Annotated in this window: 13 protein-coding genes; 7 read left to right on the forward strand and 6 right to left on the reverse strand. The window is 68.7% G+C overall.

The genetic code is table 11. From position 1 onward, the window contains the following. Nucleotides 1-181: 181 nt before the first annotated feature. From ptsG to DEIPR_RS10635, 5 genes are all read left to right on the forward strand, one after another. Nucleotides 182-2,311, forward strand: coding sequence for a glucose-specific PTS transporter subunit IIBC (gene ptsG / locus DEIPR_RS10615; RefSeq protein ID WP_013622956.1), 2,130 nt, complete (start codon nt 182-184; stop codon nt 2,309-2,311). Between the two features lie 168 nt (nt 2,312-2,479). Next, nucleotides 2,480-2,749 carry an HPr family phosphocarrier protein gene (locus DEIPR_RS10620; RefSeq protein WP_013622957.1) on the forward strand — a complete coding sequence of 90 codons (270 nt, stop codon included), beginning with the start codon at nt 2,480-2,482 and terminating at the stop codon, nt 2,747-2,749. Continuing rightward, complete coding sequence (ptsP, locus tag DEIPR_RS10625) at nt 2,742-4,559, forward strand: phosphoenolpyruvate--protein phosphotransferase (protein ID WP_013622958.1); 1,818 nt, start codon at nt 2,742-2,744, stop codon at nt 4,557-4,559. The genes DEIPR_RS10620 and ptsP overlap by 8 nt, the downstream gene beginning before the upstream one ends. Further along, nucleotides 4,556-5,764, forward strand: a complete 1,209-nt coding sequence (gene nagA, locus DEIPR_RS10630; protein ID WP_013622959.1) for an N-acetylglucosamine-6-phosphate deacetylase — start codon at nt 4,556-4,558, stop codon at nt 5,762-5,764. Before ptsP ends, nagA begins: the two co-directional genes overlap by 4 nt. 8 nt (nt 5,765-5,772) lie before the next feature. After that, nucleotides 5,773-6,828 (forward strand): SIS domain-containing protein, encoded by a 1,056-nt coding sequence (locus tag DEIPR_RS10635; RefSeq protein ID WP_013622960.1) that lies wholly within the window; start codon nt 5,773-5,775, stop codon nt 6,826-6,828. Between the two features lie 83 nt (nt 6,829-6,911). On the opposite strand, the gene DEIPR_RS10640 is transcribed toward DEIPR_RS10635, so the two are convergent. Together DEIPR_RS10640 and DEIPR_RS10645 are read right to left on the reverse strand one after the other, a co-directional pair. Continuing rightward, nucleotides 6,912-8,240, reverse strand: coding sequence for an acetyl-CoA hydrolase/transferase family protein (locus DEIPR_RS10640; protein WP_013622961.1), 1,329 nt, complete (start codon nt 8,238-8,240; stop codon nt 6,912-6,914). A 157-nt stretch (nt 8,241-8,397) separates the two neighbouring features. After that, nucleotides 8,398-9,900 (reverse strand): CCA tRNA nucleotidyltransferase, encoded by a 1,503-nt coding sequence (locus DEIPR_RS10645; RefSeq protein ID WP_013622962.1) that lies wholly within the window; start codon nt 9,898-9,900, stop codon nt 8,398-8,400. A 204-nt stretch (nt 9,901-10,104) separates the two neighbouring features. Between DEIPR_RS10645 and DEIPR_RS10650 the strand changes: the two genes are divergently transcribed. Continuing rightward, nucleotides 10,105-11,964 (forward strand): ABC transporter substrate-binding protein, encoded by a 1,860-nt coding sequence (locus DEIPR_RS10650; protein WP_013622963.1) that lies wholly within the window; start codon nt 10,105-10,107, stop codon nt 11,962-11,964. 163 nt (nt 11,965-12,127) lie between these two features. Here DEIPR_RS10650 and DEIPR_RS10655 read toward each other — a convergent pair whose 3' ends face one another. Beyond that, nucleotides 12,128-13,015: a manganese catalase family protein gene (locus DEIPR_RS10655; RefSeq protein WP_013622964.1), complete on the reverse strand. Its 888-nt coding sequence runs from the start codon at nt 13,013-13,015 to the stop codon at nt 12,128-12,130. Between the two features lie 282 nt (nt 13,016-13,297). Beyond that, a complete protein-coding gene (locus DEIPR_RS14765; protein ID WP_013622965.1) occupies nt 13,298-16,162 on the reverse strand; it encodes a right-handed parallel beta-helix repeat-containing protein in 2,865 nt (954 codons plus the stop codon). 140 nt (nt 16,163-16,302) lie between these two features. Between DEIPR_RS14765 and DEIPR_RS10665 the strand changes: the two genes are divergently transcribed. Continuing rightward, nucleotides 16,303-17,301 (forward strand): tyrosine-type recombinase/integrase, encoded by a 999-nt coding sequence (locus DEIPR_RS10665; RefSeq protein ID WP_013622966.1) that lies wholly within the window; start codon nt 16,303-16,305, stop codon nt 17,299-17,301. A 76-nt stretch (nt 17,302-17,377) separates the two neighbouring features. Here the strand turns inward: DEIPR_RS10665 and trpA are convergent, their stop codons facing one another. Next, entirely contained in the window at nt 17,378-18,193 is an 816-nt protein-coding gene (trpA, locus tag DEIPR_RS10670; RefSeq protein ID WP_013622967.1) for a tryptophan synthase subunit alpha, read from the reverse strand. After that, complete coding sequence (gene trpB, locus DEIPR_RS10675) at nt 18,190-19,473, reverse strand: tryptophan synthase subunit beta (protein ID WP_013622968.1); 1,284 nt, start codon at nt 19,471-19,473, stop codon at nt 18,190-18,192. The genes trpA and trpB overlap by 4 nt, the downstream gene beginning before the upstream one ends. Nucleotides 19,474-19,489: the final 16 nt, after the last annotated feature.

A 19,489-nucleotide genomic window follows, 5' to 3' on the forward strand; every position in this document is an offset into this window, starting at 1 on the left:
GGGTGACGTGATCTCAGACGGCCCTGCTCTGACAGCTCTCTTTTTCTCCCTTGTCCTCTCCCCGGGCTTTACTGCTGTGTCTGCGGCTTTCCAGGCATACTGAGCACGTCGGTACCCATCCACTTCTCGCGGGCTGCAGGAAAACTTGGTTCCTGAGTTCCAGCCCTGAAAGGAAACTGTCATGACCCACACCCCCACGGCGCAGACCTCTGCCGCCCCGCCCCCACCCAGCCAGAAAAAGAGCGCCTTTAGCCGCCTGCAGGAAATCGGCAAGGCACTGATGCTGCCGGTGGCTGTGCTGCCCGCTGCCGGTATCCTGCTGGGCCTGGGCGCGGCCCTGAACGACCAGTCCTACACCTGGTACAACTCCATTCCCGAGTGGCTGCACTTCGTGGGCAAGCTGATGGTGGGCGCCTCCGACGTCATTTTCGGCAACCTGCCTATCATCTTCGCCATGGGTGTGGCCGTGGGCCTCAGCGGCGGCGCCGGCGTGGCCGCTCTGGCCGCACTGGTGGGCTTCTTGGTGATGAACTCCACCATGAGCGCCTGGCTGGGCCTGGGCGACGCCGCCGCCTTCGACGCCGCCAAGGCCGCGCAGCCGGGCGGTTATGCCAACGTGCTGGGCATTCCCACCCTGCAGACCGGCGTGTTCGGCGGCATCATAATGGGGATTCTGGCGTCCTGGCTGTACAACCGCTACAAGGACATTCAGCTGCCTCAGTTCCTGGGATTCTTCGCAGGCCGCCGCTTCGTGCCGATCGTGACGGCCGCTTCGGCCATCTTCCTGGGGATTGCGCTCACCTACCTGTGGCCGCCTATTCAGCAGGCACTGAACGCCTTTTCCAACTTTGCTGTGCACGAGCAGCCCACCCTGGCCGCCGGCCTGTTCGGTTTCGTGAACCGCCTGCTGATTCCGTTCGGTCTGCACCACATCTGGTATCAGCCGTTTTGGTACATCGCGGGCGACTGGACCAACCCCGCGACCGGCGAAGTGGTGCAGGGCGACATGACCCGTTACCTGGCCGGCGACAAATCGGCCGGCACCTTCATGACCGGCTTTTTCCCCATCATGGGCTACGCGCTGCCGGCCGCCGCGCTCGCCATCTATCAGGAAGCCCGGCCTGAGCGCAAGGCGGCTGTGGGCGGCATCATGGTGTCGGCGGCGCTGACCTCCTTTCTGACCGGTATCACCGAGCCGATTGAGTTCGCGTTCATGTTCGTGGCTCCGGTGCTGTACGTGTTCCACGCTGCCATGACCGGCCTGAGCTTCTCGCTGATGCACCTGTTCAATATCCACGCCGGCTTTACCTTCTCGGGCGGCTTTATCGACTACATGTTGCTGTGGCCCAAGAGCACCAACGCCATTCTGGTGCCGCTGTTCGGCCTCGCCTTTGCCGCGATCTACTACGTGGTGTTCCGCTTCCTGATTCGCAAGATGAATCTGGCGACCCCTGGCCGCGAAGTCGAAGATGTGGCTGCGGCTGCCGCTGGTCCTGTGGTGGTTCCGGCGGGCGAGCGCGAAGAAGCCGTGGAAATCCTGCGCGCCTTCGGTGGCCCGGCCAACATCGCCAACCTAGACGCCTGCATTACCCGCCTGCGCGTGACCGTGAACGACAAGTCGCAGGTGAGCAAGGCCCGCTTGCAGCAGCTTGGCGCCGCCGGCGTGCTGGAGGTCGGCAACTCGGTGCAGGCCGTGTACGGCACCCGCTCCGACCGCATCAAGGAAACCATGCAGCAGGTGATTGCCCAGGGTGAATACACCGATGCCGCTCCCGCTGCGGTGGGCCAGCCGGTTGCCGCTCCGGTCGCTGCTCCTGCCACGGCCCCCGCACCCCAGCCGGTGCCCACCCAGGACCCGGTCAGTGCCTCGCACCCTGGCCTGCCCCGCGACTGGGTGATGCCCCTGAGCGGCCGCCTGGTGCCCCTGAGCGCCGTGCCCGACGAGGTGTTCAGCGGCGGCATGATGGGTCAGGGCTTTGCCATCGAGCCCGACAGCGGCGAAGTGCGCAGCCCCGTGACCGGCGAAGTGGTGACGCTGTTCCCCACCCATCACGCCATCGGCCTGCGCGCCGACAACGGCCTGGAAGTGCTGATCCATGTGGGTATCGACACCGTGAACCTGCAGGGTGAGGGCTTTGTCCCGCTGATCAAGCAGGGCGACCGTGTCACGGCCGGACAGACACTGCTGCGCGCCGACCTGGACGCCATTCGCGGCCGGGTGCCCAGCCTGGTGACGCCGGTCCTGTTTACCAATCTGGACGACAGCCAGCGCGTGGAAGTGGACGGTGCAGGCCAGGTCCGCATCCACTGATACCGGTGGCGGCTGAACCGCCCGAGTTCGCAGCGCATATCACCCGGCCCAATCGGCTCCTGACCCGGCTTCCCCTGTGGAGGCCGGGTTTTTGCCTGGCTCCTGGCGGTGGATCAGGGTGTGTAATGCGTCTCAGAGCCGCCCTGGCCGGTGCGCTATGCTCGGCAGATGGAACAGAACTTTATCGTGACCGACGAACACGGCCTGCACGCCCGCCCCGCCTCGGCAGTGGTGAAGGCAGCCACGCCCTTCGCGGCCGACTTGAAGCTGGTGGCCGGCGAGAAGGCCGTGAACCTCAAGAGCCTGATGAGTGTGCTGAGCATGGGCCTGACCAAAGGCAGTGCCTTTACGCTGCGCGCCGAAGGCGATGACGCCCAGCAGGCCCTGGATACCGTGGGGCAGGCGCTGGTGGACCAGGGTCTGGCGCAGCGTGCCTGAGCTGCTTCCCAACGAGCAGGCCAGCACCCGCAGCCCAGCGCAGGAAGCCACCGCGCTGGATGTGGCCCGCCGCCTGACCGGGATTGCCGCTTCTCCGGGCCTGGGTATCGGGCCGGCCTTCGTGCTGCGCCCGCCGGACCTGACCTTTCAGGCGCAGACCGAAGGAGCCGACGCGGCCGAACAGCAGGCCCGCTTTGCCGGGGCCCTGGAAAAAAGCCGCGCCGAGCTCAGCGAAGTGCGGGAGCGTACTGCCGAGAAGCTGGGCGAAGAGCACGCCGAGATTTTCGACGCTCACCTGCTGATGCTGGACGACCCCGAACTGCTGGAGCAGGTGGCCGCTGGGCTGCAGCAGGGCCAGAGCGCCGAAACCGCGCTGAGCCAGGTCTCCGACAGCTTCATTGCCGTGTTTGAGACGATGGACGACGAGTACATGCGCGAGCGGGCTGCCGACCTGCGCGATGTCCGCAACCGCGTGCTGGCGCACCTGCTGGGCCGTCCGCTGACTTCGCTGGGTGACCTGCGCGAGCCCGCCGTACTGGTGGCCCATGACCTGACCCCCAGTGACACCGCTGCGCTGGACCGCCAGCTGGTGCGCGGCATCGTCACGGCGGTGGGCGGGCGCACCAGTCACTCGGCCATCATGGCGCGGGGGCTGGGGCTGCCGGCGGTGGTGGGTGCCGGCGAGGCCGCGCTGACCATAGAGTCGGGCACGCCGCTGATCGTGGACGGCGAACTGGGCCGCGTGCTGGTGGAACCGGGCGAAAGTGCCCTGACCGAAGCCCAGAGCCGCGCCCAGGTCTATGCCGCACGCCGCGAGCGTCTGCTGGCACTGGTGGGCACCGAGGGCCGCACCCGCGACGGCGAGCGCGTTGAGCTGGCCGCCAACATCGGCAGCCCCGGCGACCTGCCGATTGCGCTGGAATACGGCGCCGAGGGCGTGGGGCTGTACCGCACCGAATTCCTGTATATGGCTGGGGACCGCCTGCCCACCGAGGAAGAGCAGTTCGCCGCCTACCGGCAGGTGCTGGAAGGTATGGGCGAAAAGCCGGTCATTATCCGCACGCTGGACATCGGCGGAGACAAGGCTGCGTCCTATCTGAACCTGCCTGCCGAGGACAACCCTTTCCTGGGCTTCCGGGCCATTCGGCTGTGCCTGGCGCGGCCCGACATCTTCCGGGTGCAGCTGCGTGCTCTGCTGCGGGCCAGCGCGCACGGCAATCTCAAAATCATGTTCCCGATGGTGGCGACCCTGGAGGAGTTCCGCCAGGCCCGCGCCCTGCTGGAAGAGGAGCGCGCCAAGTTGCAGGCCGAGGGCGTGCCGGTCGCCGAGCATATTCCGCTGGGCATGATGATTGAGGTGCCCGCCGCTGCGGTGCTGGCCGAAACCTTTGCCCGCGAGGCCGAGTTCTTCTCGGTGGGCAGTAACGACCTGATCGGCTATGCGATGGCCGCCGACCGCATGAACGAGCAGGTGTCGGGTCTGTATCAGCCGCTGAACCCCAGCGTGCTGAAGATGATTGCCCTGACTTGCGAGGGCGCCCGCAAGCACGGCCGCTGGGTGGGCGTGTGCGGCGAGATGGCCGGCGACCGTCTGGCGATGCCGCTGCTGGTGGGCATGGGCGTGACCGAGCTGAGCATGAGCGCTCCTGCGCTGCTTTCGCGGCGCGAACAGCTCCTGAACCTGGACCTGTCCCAGGCCCGTGAGGTGGCCGCCGAGGCGCTGACCCTGGGCACCGCCGCCGAGGTGGAAGCCCTGGTGCACCGGGCGTACGGCGAAGCGGTGGCCGCGCCGGCGACTGCCAGCCAATGAGCGAGGCCCTGGCCCCCGCCGGCTTCCCGCCTGGCCCCCCACTGGGGCTGGCCGGCTGGCTGGTGCTGCCCGGCGGGATTCAGTACGGCCGCCTGAGTTTCCGGGGCACCATCGAGGCTGTGGACGCGCTGCCGGAGCCGCTGGAGACGGGGCCGCGCCGCTATATTTTGCCCGGCTTCATCGACACCCATGTGCATGGCGGTGGCGGCGGCGACACGATGGACGGCGCAGCGGGCGTGCAGACCTTGGCCCGGCTGCACGCCCGCTGCGGCACCACCTCGCTGCTGCCCACCACCATGACCAACCCCTGGGACCGGGTGCTGGCCGCACTGCGCGGTGTGCGTGACGTGATGCGCCTGCAAGCCGAGCAGCGTGCGCAGGGACAGGCCCCCAGTGCAGCGCAGGTGCTGGGCGCCCACCTGGAAGGCCCCTTTATCAGCCCGGGCCGCCTGGGGGCGCAGCCGCCCTGTACGCTGGAGCCTACGCCGGAGCTGGTGCAGGAGGTGCTGGCGCTGGACTGCGTCCGCGCCGTCACCCTGGCTCCTGAAGTGCCAGGCGTGCCGGCGGCGGCACACACGCTGGCCGGGGCCGGAGTCCGTATCGGGGTGGGGCACACCCGCGCCGATGGTCCGGCGACTGCTGCCTTTCTGGAGGCGCTGGCCCCACTTGGCCGCTTGGCTGCCACCCACCTGTTCAATGCGATGGGCGGCATCGAGGGCCGGCAGCCGGGGCCAGCGGGGGCGCTGCTGGCCCACCCGGCTGTCTTTCCCGAAGTGATTTTTGACCTGCAACACGTGCATCCCCTCAGCTTGCAGCTGGCGCGGGCGGCTTGCCCGGACCGCGTGATGCTGATTACCGACGCCATGCGGGCCGCTGGCCTGGGCGACGGCGAAAGCGAGCTGGGCGGACAGGGCGTGACCGTGCGTGGCGGCCGCGCCACCCTGGCAGACGGCACCCTGGCCGGCAGCGTACTGACGATGGACCAGGCCCTGCGAAACGCGGTGGCGGCCGGCGTCCCGCTGCACGAGGCCAGCCGCATGGCGTCGGCCCACCCGGCCCGTTCGCTGGGCCTCACCGACCGGGGCGAACTGCGCGGCGGTCAGCGTGCCGACCTGGTGGTGCTGGACGAAACGTTGCAGGTGCTGAGCGTATATATCGGTGGGCAGCAGCTGGCTCCGGTGCCGCTGGCCCCCATTTCCCCGTAAGGAGAGTTATGACCGAATCCCTGAACGCTGGGGCTTCCCGCCCCGAACCCCTGATGCTGCGCGAGACCCGCGAGATTCCCCAGGTGCTGCGCCAGCAGCGTGAAAACAACTCCGCCGTGACCCAGGCCCTGGCTGCGCGCCTGCGGGAGCGGATGCCGGCCTATGCGGTCACCATTGCCCGTGGCAGCAGCGACCACGCCGGCCGGGTGATCAAGTACGCCCTGGAAATCGGGCTGGGCCTGCCGGTGGGCAGCGTGGGCCCCAGCGTGCAGACGGTGTATGGCCGTGAACTGAACCTGGATGGGGCGCTGGTCATCGCCATTTCGCAGTCGGGGGCCAGCCCGGACGTGGTGGAAACGGTGCAGGCCGCCCGCCGCAGCGGCGCCGTGACGGTGGCGCTGGTCAATGTGGAAGACTCCGAGCTGGCCCAGGCCGCCGAGTGGGTGTTGCCGCTGCACTGCGGTCCCGAGCGGGCGGTGGCGGCCACCAAGAGCTATCTGGCCAGCCTCCACGCGCTGCTGCCGCTGCTGGCTGAGCTGACCGACGACGCCGGGCTGCGGGCCAGCCTGGACCGTCTGCCGCAGGTGTGTGAGCAGACGTTGGAGCTGGAAGGCCAGGCCCGCGAACTGGCGGAGCGTTACCGCTTTGCCGAGAACCTGATCGTGCTGTCGCGGGGGCTGCATTTCGGGGTGGGCCTGGAAGCGGCCCTGAAGATGAAAGAAACCAGCGGCCTGCACGCCGAAGCCTACTCGGCGGCCGAGTTCAGCCACGGTCCCAAGCGCCTGATTGCCGAGGGGGTGCCGCTGCTGGGCCTGACCTCGCAGGACGCCGCTGCCGGTGCCACTGCCGAGGCTTACCGCGCCCTGCAGGCGGACGGTGCCGACCTGCGCACCCTGGGCCCGGCCACCGGAAGTGACCTTACCGTGCCGGCCAGCGGCCATCCCTTTACCGACCCCATTCCCACAGCGCTGGCGTTTTACCTGTTCGCAGCGCACCTGTCGCTGGAGCGCGGCAACGACCCCGACCAGCCCCCGCTGCTGAACAAGGTGACCCGTACTCGCTGAGCCGATCTGCGGCGCAGTGTCAGGCCAGGCGCCCGGTGGTCGGGAGCTTGGCCTGCTGACGTTTCATACGCACTGCGCCGAATTCAGCCGCCCGCCTGCCCCGGAGCCACGCTCAGCGGGCGCAGGCCACGGGCTTCGGCAGCGGCCCGCAGCTCCTCACGGAAATCGGGGTGGGCGATGGCCGTCAGTGCCTGCGCCCGCTCACTGAGGCTGAGGCCGTACAGGTCGGCCACGCCATATTCCGTCACCACGTAGCGCACGTCGCCCCGGGTGGTCACCACACCGGCGCCCGGTTGCAGCGTGGGCACGATGCGCGACACCGCCCGGCCGCCCACCTGCGCCGTACTGGTCACGGCCATGATGGCCCGCCCGCCCTCGCTGGCGCTGGCCCCGCGCACGAAATCCAGCTGGCCGCCGAAGCCGGACACCATCCGGGTGCCCACCGAGTCGGCGCAGACCTGCCCGGTCAGGTCAATTTCGATGGCCGAGTTGATGGCGGTCATGCGGTGGTTGCGGGCAATCAGGTTCACGTCGTTGGTGTAGTTGCTGGGGTACATCTGAATCATGGGGTTGCGGTCGGCAAAGCGGTACAGCTCCGGGGTGCCCAGCATCAGCGTGCCGGTAATCTGGCCGGGATGGACCGTTTTGCGCCGCCCGGTGATGATGCCGGCCTGTACCGCGTGCATCACAGACGTGCTGATCAGCTCGGTGTGCAGGCCCAGATCCTTTTTGCCGTGCATGGCCGCCAGCGCCGCGTCGGGAATGGCCCCGATACCGATTTGCAGGGTGTCGCCGTCTTGGACCAGGTCCGCAATGTGCTGGCCTATCAGGATTTCTTCGGGCGTCAGGGCAGGCGCGGGGGCGCCGGGCAGTGCGAAGTCGTCTTCCACCAGCACGTCCAGTTCGCTCAGGTGCAGGTGACAGTCGCCGTACATGCGCGGCATCTGGGCATTGACCAGCGCGATGACGAGGGGGGCCTTACGGGCTGCGGCCTGCATGCCCACCACCTCGGTACCCAGGCTGACGAAGCCGTGCCGGTCAGGCGGCGACACCTGTACGATGGCAGCGTCCAGCGGCAGCCAGCCCGACGTGAACAGCTCCGGAATGTCCTTAAGGAACACCGGGATGTAATCCACTTGTCCCTGCCCGTAGGCGTGACGGTCGGCCGGCCCCATAAACAGGGCCCGGCGCAGAAAAGGGCTGCCTGCGTCGGGAAAAGGGTTTTCGCCCATCAGCAGCACCGAGTAGAGTTCGCTGCCGCGCAGGCGCTCGCCCTGGTTCATCAGTTCGTGTAGCAGTGGGGTGGGGGTGGCGGCATTGCCCGAAAGGGCAACCCGTGCGCCGGGGCGGAGGCGGGATACGGCCTCGGCGGCCGTCAGCCGCTGCGGCGTACGCAAGGATGGACTGGACATGGGTGCAGTGTGCCAGCGCGGCGTTGGGCCGGGTGCCCCGCCGGGGAGGGGCACACGCACTGCTCAAGTTCCTAGCATTCCGCAAGTGGCTGTGCGAGTCCATGCCGCTCAGGCCCTGCTTGTCATTCCCGGAGGCCAAGTGCCATCCTCTCAAGCTTCAGGGATTTGGCCGCCCTCCGTGTCCGTCGCTGCTGGGGTCACCTGGCTGCTGCACCCGCAGGTCGCCCTTCAGCAGGTCACCAGCCAGCAGGTCACGCAGCGCCGCGCTCTCGTTGGGGGCGCGGCCTTCCAGCACCTGTTCGGTCAGCCAGCGCTTGACCGGGCCGATGTCCTGCGGGGCCAGGCCCAGTGTCCGCAGGTCGTGGCCGCTGAGCGCCAGGTCGTGCTGCGAAAACGTGCGGGGCAGGTCGGCGGCGGCGGCGCGGATAAAGTCCTGCCGCGCCTGAATCTGCGCCGGGTCTTCGCCCACATGGGCCAGCCGGTCGGCGGCGTAGAGGTCCAGCAGCGGGTCCAGCAGGTCGCCGGCAGCAGCGGCCAGGCGGCGGGCGGCGGCCGGGCTGCCCGCCTGACCGGGGCGCATGTGCAGCTCCACCAGCCGGCCCAGGTCGCGCACATGCTGGCTGTCGGCACGCAGCCGGCGCAGGCTCTGACGGGTCAGCTCGGCCCCCACCCGTTCGTGCCCGTAAAAATGTCCATGCAGGCCCTGTGGCCCCTGCTCCAGCGTGCGCGTGCGCCCCTTGCCGATGTCGTGGAAAAAGCCCGCCTGCCGGGTGAGCGGTGCGGCGCCCATGCGGTCCAGCTCCGCTACTACAGTCAGCAGGTGGTCCGATACGGTTTCGCGGTGGTGGGGATTGTGCTGCGTCAGGCCGTCCACTTCGGTCCAGGCGGGAACGAGGACGCCCAGCGCTCCCACCTCTGCCAGCCAGCGCAGACCCTGGGCGCTGTGGGGGCCGGCAAACAGCTTGAGCCACTCGCGCCACAGCCGCTCGGGGGCCACCTCAGCCAGCCGGGGAGCCAGGGCGCGGGCCGCCGCAGTCAGCTCGGCATCCGGGGTCAGGCCCTGCGCGGCGAAGCGGGCCGCCCGCAGCAACCGCAGCGGGTCTTCGGCCAGCCGCTCCGCCGCCGACCCGCTGGCCCGCAGCCGCCCCGCCTCCAGGTCGGCCCGGCCACCGAAAGGGTCAGCGAGGTCGTCTGTGCCAGTCGGGCACAGGCGCAGGGCCAGCGCATTGACCGTAAAGTCGCGCCGCGCCAGGTCGTCTGTCAGTGGCAGGCGCGGGTCGCTGAGCCAGCCCGGCCCAGTGCCTGTCACAGCGCCTGTCGCTGCGTCCAGAGCGGCGCGGCTGGGCAGGGCCAGGTCCAGCCACTCGCCGGCCCACTTCACCTTGAGCACCCGGAACGATGCTCCGACCCCCAGCACCGGCGCGGGGGCCAGCCGGCGGCGCAGCAGGTCTTCCAGGGCGTCCGGGTCCAGCTGTGGGTGCCGCACCAACAGGTCCAGGTCGCTGCCGACCACACCGCGCAGCCGGTCCCGCACGGCGCCGCCCACCAGATACAGTTCGCAGCCCGAGCCCTCCAGTGCTCCGCACAGCTCCCGCAGCGTGGGAAAGTCGGCCAGCGTGAGCCCGGCGGGGCGGACTGGGAGGGAAGAATCCGGAATCACAGCTCAGTCTAAGGCCACGCCTGCGGCCGGTCTGGCTGGGAGAGCAGACCTGGACGCCAAATGAGACGCTTGCAACAGATGGGGCGGCCCTGTATAAATACTCAAGGCTTCCTGCAAAACCGTGCTGCAAACGTATAGGGCTGACCCCAGCTTGGCTACCATTTGTATACGGCGCTGCTGCGCCTCACCAGAGGAGACTCCCCCATGAACAAAAACCTGACCCTGCTGCTGACCGGCACCCTGCTGCTGGCCGCCTGCGACAGCAAGACCGAAACCACGACCACCACGACCTCGGGCGCGGCTGCCTCGGATACAGCCAGCACGGACGCTTCGGGCACTGCGGGTGCGACGACCTCGGAAGGGGCCAGCTCGGCTCCGGCCGTCACGCCGGTTGCCAACTCGGCCGATACGCTGATTATTCAGCAGTCGGCCGACGTGCCCACCCTGGACCCCGGCACCACCTACGACACCAGCTCCGGACAGGTCGTGGAGAACATGTACGAAACCCTGGTGGACTACGACGGCGCCAGCCTGAACAAGATGGTGCCCGCCCTGGCGACCGAGTGGGAAGAGCTGGAAGGCGGCAAGCAGTACCGCTTCACCCTGCGTGACGGCGTGAAGTTCCACACCGGCAACCCGTTCACCTGCGCCGACGCCGAGTACACCTTCCAGCGCAACCTGGTCACCAATACCAGCTCCAGCGGCAACTGGTTCCTGAGCGAATCGCTGCTGGGTACCCCGGCCAACGCCAACGATGACGAAGACGGCCTGGTGACCTGGAAGGCCATCGACGGCGCCGTGCAGTGCGACGGCAATGTGCTGGTGTTCAACCTGCCCAAGGTGGACCCCTCCTTCGTGCCCAAGCTGGCCTACTTGGGCCAGGGCATCGTGGACTCCAAGCACGCCAAGGAAATTGGCGAGTGGGACGGCACCGAAGCGACCTGGAAAGACGCCGTGGGCAAGGAGCTGGAAGGCAGCGCCCTGTCCAAGGACCCCAGCGGCACCGGCCCCTTCAAGCTGCAAAGCCGTGACGCCGGCAACATCGTGGTGGAGCGCTTCGACGACTACTGGGGCGACAAACCGGCCCTCAAGACCGTGGTGCTGCAGATTGTGCCTGAGGAAGCTTCCCGTAACCAGGCGTTCCTGAACGGCGACGCCGACGTGGTGGAGGTGGCCGGTGGCCGTCCCTTTATCGAGCAGCAGCTGGCCGGCAAGCCGGGTGTCCGCATCATCGACAACCTGCCCAACACCTACGTGTTCGGCATCTCCATGAACCAGAGCGTGGACGACCCGGTCAACCTGGGCAGCGCCAAGCTGGACGGCCAGGGCATTCCCGCCGACTTCTTCAGCGACATCAACGTGCGTAAAGGCTTCATCGCCGCCTTCGACCCACAGGCCTACATTGAGCAGGTGCAGAGCGGCAAGGGCACCCCGCGCAACTTCATGCTGCCCGACAGCTTCCTGGGCTACGATCCCAGCCTGCCGGCTGCACAGTTCGACATGAAGGCCGCCGAGGAATACTTCAAGCAGGCCTGGGGCGGCAAGGTCTGGGAGAACGGCTTTACCATCAACGCGTCCTCGCGCCAGGGCAACCTGGAGCACCAGACCATGATGGAGATGATCAAGCAGAACATCGAGTCGCTGAACCCCAAATTCAAGATCAACCTGACCCAGAAGCAGTGGAGTGACATCCTGGCCGACGCCCGCGCCGGTAAGGAAGCCCTGACCGTGGCGACCTGGGCGCCCGATTACGCCGACCCGGACAACTTCGTGCACACCTTCTACCACACCGACGGCTACTACAACGTCCGCACCGGCATCAGCGACCCTGAGCTGGACAAGATGATTGAAGAGGCCCGCTCGATTACCGACGAAGCCAAGCGTAAGGACCTGTACCGCCAGATTGCCACGCGGGCGATGGACCAGGGCTACTTCCTGATGATGCCCACCAACCCGCAGATTCGCGCCGTGCGTGACAACGTGCAGGGCATCGACGAGGGCACCTACAACCCCATGCGCTCGTTCAACATGGGCGTGCTGTGGAAGAATATCAGCAAGAGCTGACCTGACGCAGCGTAGGCGGCGGTGGGGTGACCTGCCGCCGCTTTCGCCTGGGGGGGTGCGCCCCGGTTCAGGCTTGAGGCGCAGACGCCGCAGGGGGGCAAGTCCAGACAAACTCAGGGCCGACCGCGCACGCGGCAGCCCTGAGTTTCAGTGTGGTGTCGGCTCAGCTGTTGCGGGTGTCGTCGGTCAGCACGTTGTCCTGGGGCATGGCGGCGTCAGCGGGGACCATCTGCTGCTTTTCGGCGTAGGCCATCGGCATGGGGGATGCCAGCTGGGGCTTTTGGCCGAACGGCTGGCCCACCATCAGCTTGAATTCGCCCAGGCCGTCCAGCGAGGGGCCTTCGCTCCAGCGGCCCTGCGGGGCAGGCACACCTTCCACGCCCGGCACGAAGTAGGTGTAGCTGACTTCACGCAGCTCCTCTTCAATCGGGAAGCTGTTGGGAATGGGCAGGGTGCCCTGGTGGCCGCCCAGTTCTTCGATAACGGCCAGCCACTGCTGCTGGTGCATGGTGTCGCGGGCAATCAGGAAGCGCAGCATGTCCTTCATGCCGGGGTCGTCGGTCAGCTCGAACAGGCGGCAGGCCAGGGCGCGGCCGGTGGCCTCGGCGGTCACATTGGCGTACATGTCGGCGGCCAGGTTGCCGCTCGCGTAGACGTGCGAGCCGTTGAACGGCACGCCGTTGGCATCGGCCGCCAGCGCCGCCATGCCGGCCGAAAGGAACTGACGGGGGTCCATACCGCCCATCACCGCTTCGACCACGGGGTTGTTCTTGGCGGCCAGGTCTTTCTCGGCGCCGGAGGCCCCTTCGAGGTTCAGGGCCACGGCAGTGGCGAGCATCTCGATGTGGGCGAGTTCTTCGGTGCCGGTCGCCAGCAACATGTCGCGGTACTTGGCGGGGCCACGGGCGCCGAACGACTGGAACAGGTACTGCAGGGCCACGCGGATTTCGCCTTCCACACCGCCAATGGCCTGCTGAAGCATACGGGCGAAACGGGGGTCGGGGGTGTCCACGCGGACTTCGTACTGCAACTTGCCGTCGTAATAGAACATGCGTAACTCCTCAAAGAGTAAGCGAGAAAGGGGGCAGAACCAAAGCAATTGGCGCCCTGCCCAGAACGTGGCCATGGTAGAAGCGTGCTCTACGCAAGCAGAGCCAGCAGCCAGACCGGTCTGGCCAGTTCCAAGGTCCGTTCTATGCGAGAGACCAGGCCGGCTTTGAGAAAAAGAATGCATTGCGGCGTTGCCTCAAGGTTTGATGGGGAAACCGTTCATGTGCCCTGCCGGCCCAATAGCCTGTTTGGACTGGTCCCAGCTGACTGTGCTGGGCAGGGTTCAGGGTGCAGCGTCGGTTGGCGCAGCGTTGATCGGTGCTGAGGTCGGCGTCTGCGCGTCGGCGGGCAGGTTGCTGGCAGGAGACGCACCGCCAGGAGAGCCGCTGGCTGCGCTGCCGGTGGCAGGTGACGCAGAAGAGGGTTCGCCACTAGGCGTGGGGGCTGCCGCAGGAACGGTGGAAGGGGCAGGTGCAGACTCGGGCGCTACCGGCACGGCGGGTGCCGGTGTTGCTGCGGGCGCAGTGGGGGGAGTGCTGGTGGCTGGGTTCTGGGGTTCAGTGGGGGCCGGGGGCGCAGGCCAGGTGACGCCGTCCATGCACCCGTCGCGGCCGAACAGCGGCCCGAAGACGGAGGGATACAGCTGCACCTTTGCCGGGCCGGCGCGGTTGTTGCGGCAGAGGTTGCGCTCACCGCTGCCGCCTGCCACTTCCTTGAAGACCAGGCCGTAGCCGCCGTTGTCCAGCAGAGCGTTCTGCTCCAGAACCGGGGCCGCTTCGCCCGTAATTACCACCCCATGTTGGGCCTGGCCCTGCACCGTGTTGCGCCGCAGCTGGGCCTGGCTCTGGCCCTGCACCACAATGCCGCTCTGGTGGCCGCCGCTGATGCGGTTGCCTTCCAGCAGCGGCGAAGCCTGCCCGGCCAGCGCGATTCCGCTGCTGCCGGCACCCTCCACCACGTTCTCGCTGGCCTGTCCGCCCGCTGCGCTGCTGTAGCTCAGGCCCTCGCCGCGCACCTGCAGCAGCTGATTGCCGCGCAGCGTAGGCGCCGCCGATTCATCTATCCGGATACCTGTCTGGCTGCCGGTGACCGTGTTCTTTTCGGCAGTGCCTGCAGCCTGGGCACGGTACAGGATGCCGCTTTCGGCCGCGCTGCTCAGGGCATTGCCGCGCAGCTGCGGGGTGGCCTGCCCGCCCACGCTGACGCTGTACTGGCCGCCCTCGATGCGGTTGTTCTGCAGGGTAGGCGCCGCCGCTCCGCCGATGCTTACCCCGCGCTGCCCACTCCCCTTGATGTGGTTGTCCGCCAGCGTGGGCGAGGCGCTGCCGGTGATGACCACGCCGTCTTCCGCGTTGCTGTCCAGCAGGTTGCCCCGCATCTCGCCGCTGGCCTGACCGCTGAACACGGCCCCGGCGAAGCGGTTGTTGCCCAGCTGCGAGTCCCGGAGGTCCAGACGGCTGCCCTCCACGCTGATGCCGATGGCGTTGCGCGAAAAGAGGCTGCCGCTGATCTGTGCCTGGGCGCCCGACTGAAGCCATAGACCGCTGCCGCGCGCCTGCTGTGCTCCGTCCGGGACGCCGCCGGTCAGCCAGATGTCCTGCCCTACAAAGGTGCCGCGTTCGACCCGTACGGCCTGGCCTGGGGTGCGGCCGTTCCAGGCGACCGTGAGGGTCTGTAGGGTCAGGCGCACGTCCCGCGAGCTGAGGACCGACTCGCCGCTGCCGCCCAGCAGGTAGGTCTGCTCACGGCCCTGGCCTATCAGCTCGGTGTCCCAGCGCAGTTCCAAAGGAGTGTTCAGCAGATAGACCCCGCGTGCCAGCGTGACCCGCCCGCCCTTGGCCGCCGCCTGGGTCAAGGTTTCCACCTCGGCGCGGTTGAGCACGGGCAGGACGTATCCGCCGCTGACCCATCCGGTGAGCTTGCCGTAGCGGACCTTGTACCACTCGCCCTTTTGCGACAGCACCGGCAGCAGGGTTCGGCCAGGAATGGCGGCCAGCGGTGTGCCCGAGGCGTCGGCGCTCGGGCGCAGGTTGAGGGTGGCCGGCACGGTCATCAGCTGCGCGGCGTTTCCAGGCTCGGGAGCGGTGCCGGTGGTGCGGGTGGTCTGAGTGGTGCTGGCTGCCGAAGTGGTCGGAGCCGCAGGCGCCGCCGTCTTTTCGCGCAGTGCCTGGCTCAGCTGCGGCCACCCCAGGTAGAGGATGCCGCCCAGCAGCAGCCCTGCGACCGGCAGCAGCCAGGGCCACAGCGGGCGGTGGGGCGGTGCAGGCACGGGCGAGGTTGGTGGGACTGGTGAGGCGCTGTGCGGGGCCGAGGCCGGGGCAGCTGAGGCAGGCTCCGGAACCGCGGCCACCGCTGCTGCTGCTGCCGGTTCGGGCCGGTCCAGCAGCCGCAGCGCCGCCTGCGCCGAGATGGGCAGGCCCCCGCCTGCCGGGGCGCTCAGGGCGTCCAGCAGCCGGGCCAGCGGGGTGCCAGGGGCCGCCGGCTGCACGGCGCCGCGCAGCAGTTCGCCCAAGTGGCGTAGGTCGCCGCCCACTGAGCCTGCACCCGCTGAGCCCCCACCCAGGGCGGCCCACAGGTCGTGCAGCCCCACGCTGCCGTCCCGGCCCAGCCAGACCTGCGCGGGGGTCAGCCCCGGTAGGTGCAGCCCGGCACCGTGCAGCCCTGCTGTCACGCCCAGCAGCCCACGGGCCAGCAGTTCGCCGTCCTGGGCGGGCAGCGGAGGATGAGCGGCCAGATACTGCTGCAGGCTCTGGCCCTCGCGGGGGCGCAGGACCAAGAAGCTCGCCTGCGCGTCGCTCCACGCGGCCAGGGCGTCGGCAAAGAGCCGGCGCTCACCCGCTTGTGCACGCTCCTGCACGGCCGCCAGCCATTCGGCCTCGGTGCGGGTGGTCGGCGGCGGGGGCAGGATGCGCCGCAGCTGCAGCGGCTCCTGCGTGGCGCCCGTCTCCAGCCGGGTGTCCTCTGCGCGGTAGTGCTGCACGGTATACCCGCCAATTCCTTCCTGGCCGCTGAAGGACACGATCCGGAAGTCTCCGGCCAGGTCACCGGGCACCAGTGGGGTCAGGTCCGGCGAGGTCGGGCCGGGAGCCTGTGACTGCGTGCCTGAGGACAGGGGGGAGGTGGAGTCGGAAGGGGGGCGCTGCGTCATCGGTTGCCCCTGATGATAGCGGACCCGGCCGAGATAGACGCCCTATCTGCCAGCCTGCGAACGCGCTGGATGGGCCAGGGCGCAGGCCCATCCAGGCCGGCAGACTTGCGTCCAGGCCGCTGCTGCCACATACTGCGCGTATGACAAAAGACGGGAACGGTGGGACTGGGCCCGGCAGTGCAGGCGGGGCGGAAGCGGAGTTGCACCAGGGGACGGCACTGCAGCTGCGCCAGAGCATGGAAACGGAACGGCCCGAGGACGAGCGCCGGCTCAAGCTGGCCCGCGCCGTCAGCGAGGCTGACCTGGACCGGGTGGTGGCGATGCTGCCTGGCGCTTTCCGGGCGCCGCAGCACACGGTGCGCTCCACCCTGAAATGGATTTTCGAGGCGGCCGAGCGCGATGGCGTGAACCTGCTCAGCCCCCCGGAAGACTTCCAGGCCTGGCTGGGGGCCCCGCTGGGCGAGACCCGCAGCGGCCCTGACACGGCCAAACCCAACACGGTCCGCACCCGCCTGACCCTGCTGGGAGCGATGTACCGCGCTCTGCACGAAGAAGGCCTGATTCGGCAGGACCCGCTGTACGGGTTCAAGCGTCCACCTGCGCAGCGCCGGCTCAACTATCTGCCGTCGCGGGCAGCCATCGAACGCCTGATTGCCCAGGCCGAAGACCCGGAACTGCGGGCCGCCCTGCACCTGATTACCCGGCAGGCGTTCCAGACCGGCGAGGTGCTGGACCTGAAGTGGTCCGACATCGACCCGCAGCGCGGCACCATCCTGCGCCGCCGCACCGAAACCCACCTGGCCCCGGAGGTGCTGCAAGCCCTGCAGAACCTGGCCGACAAGCAGGGCGGCTGGCTGTTTTCGAGGGGCCATGTGCTGACCATCCGCACCGACGCGGGCTTCCGGCAAGCGCTGTGGCGGGCCTGCCGGAGCGCGAACGTGGACTACGTCCCGCCCTCGCATCTGCGGCAGGCGGCGCTGCGCGACTTCGGGCAGATTCTGACCTATCAGGACGCCGGCTATGTCAGCCCCAAAGCCTACGCCGAGGCGCTGGAGCTGGCGCAGGGCGTGCTGGAGGGGCAGGTAGCGAAGGCTGGCGCCGACCCTGTGGGTGGCCGGGGCAGGGCGAAAGAAGGCTGAGCGTGGGCGCAGCGTCAAACAGGGCCTGAAGAGTTCTCTCCGGGCCCTGTCCGTATAGGGAGCGGCTCGGCGCTGTTCAGCCTGCGCCCGGCCGGGTGGCGGCCTTCATCTCCTGCACGAAGTCGCGCAGGTGGGCCAGCATGGCGGCCTCGTCGCCCTGATGCTGTTCGATGATGCGGACCACCGCCGAGCCGCTGATGGCCCCGTCCGCGCCGGCGTCCAGGGCAGCCCGGACGTGCTCGGGGCTGGCAATGCCGAACCCCAGCAGGGTGGGCGGTGCGCCCGCGTCCCGCAGGGTGCGGACCACTGCGTCCGCTGGGCGGGCCGTGCCCCCCTCGGTGCCAGTCACGCCGGCGCGGGCCAGCAGGTACACATAGCCGCGTGACTCGCGGGCCACGCCGCGCAGGCGCTCCTCGCTGGCGTCGGGCGGGGCGATGAAGATGGGCGCGACCCCGTGCCGCGCCGCCGCCGCCTGAAAGCGTGCTCCCTCGCGCAGCGGCACGTCGGCCACCAGCACCGAGTCGGCGCCCACGGCCGCCACGCCGCCGTAGAACTCGTCCAGCCCGAACGATTCCACCAGGTTGGCGTAGACCAGCAGGCCCACCGGCACGTCCGGGTAGTCGGCCCGCACCCGCCGGATGATGTTCAGCCCTGCGGTCAGGCCCGCGCCCGCCGCCAGTGCCCGGATGTTGGCGGCCTGGATGGTGGGACCGTCGGCCACCGGGTCGGAAAAGGGGAGGCCCAGTTCCAGTGCGTCGGCCCCGGCGTCCAGCAGGGTGCGGATGATGCGTTCACTCGTCTCTATGTCCGGGTCGCCCAGCGTCACGAACGGCACGAAAGCGCCTTCGCCCCGCTCACGCAGGCCGGCGAACACCTTGCCGTAGCGGCTCATGCCCCGCCTCCCGCTGTGGCAGGTGCACCGGCAAGGCGGCTTGCCGCCGAGACTCCCTCCGCTCGCGGGAGCAATGTCTGCACATGGTCAATGTCCTTATCGCCCCGGCCCGACAGGTTCACCAGCAGCGCGGTGCCTGCCGGCGCGTCTTTGGCGACCTTGAGCGCATAGGCCAGCGCGTGCGCCGATTCCAGCGCGGGGATGATGCCCTCGTGCCGGCTGAGCAGCCCGAAGGCTTCCAGCGCCTCGGCGTCGGTGATGCCCACGTACTGCGCCCGGCCCGAGGCCTGCAAGTAGGCGTGCTGCGGCCCCACACCGGGATAATCCAGCCCCGCCGACACCGAGTGCGATTCTTCCACCTGCCCCTCGGCGGTCCGCATCACGAAGGTGCGCGAGCCGTGCAGGATGCCCACCTTGCCGCCGTAGATGGGAGCGCCGTGGCGGCCACTGTCCAGCCCTTCCCCGGCCGGTTCCACCCCAGTCAGCCGCACGCCCGGCTCGTCGATAAAGTCCGCGAACATGCCGATGGCGTTGGAGCCGCCGCCCACGCAGGCAATCACCTCGTCTGGCAGCCGGCCGATGCGCTCCAGCATCTGTGCCTTGGCTTCCTCGGAAATCATGCGGTGAAACTCGCGCACGATGGTGGGAAAGGGGTGCGGCCCGGCGGCGGTGCCCAGCAGGTAATGGGTGGTGTCGTACGAGGCGGTCCAGTCGCGCAGCGCCTCGTTCACGGCGTCCTTGAGGGTGCCGCTGCCCGCGTCCACCGGCACGACCCGCGCGCCCATCAGCTCCATGCGGAACACGTTGGGTTGCTGGCGGGCCACGTCTTTGGCGCCCATGTAGACCGTGCAGTCCAGGCCCATCAGGGCGCAGGCCAGGGCCGTGGCGGTGCCGTGCTGCCCGGCGCCGGTTTCGGCAATCACGCGCTTTTTGCCCATCCGCTTGGCGAGCAGGGCCTGGCCCAGCACCTGATTGGTCTTGTGGGCGCCGCCGTGCAGCAGGTCTTCCCGCTTGAGAAAAATGCGCGCCGCGCCCTCCAGCGGCAGGTGCCGGCACTCGGTCAGCGGGGTGGGGCGGCCCAGGTAGTCTTTGAGCAGGGCGCGGAATTCGGCCTGGAAGTCGGGGTCTTGCTGCGCGGCGATGAATTCGGCCTCCAGCTGGTCCAGCGCGGGCAGCAGGATTTCGGGCACGAACTGGCCGCCGAACTCGCCGAAGTAGGCCGGCAGGCGTGGCTGGCCGCCGGGCGAGGGAGCAGAGGCAGGTGAAGTCTGGGTGGTCATGGGGAGGCTCCTGTCA

The organism is Deinococcus proteolyticus MRP, assembly GCF_000190555.1.
GTDB classification, from domain to species: Bacteria; Deinococcota; Deinococci; order Deinococcales; family Deinococcaceae; genus Deinococcus; species Deinococcus proteolyticus.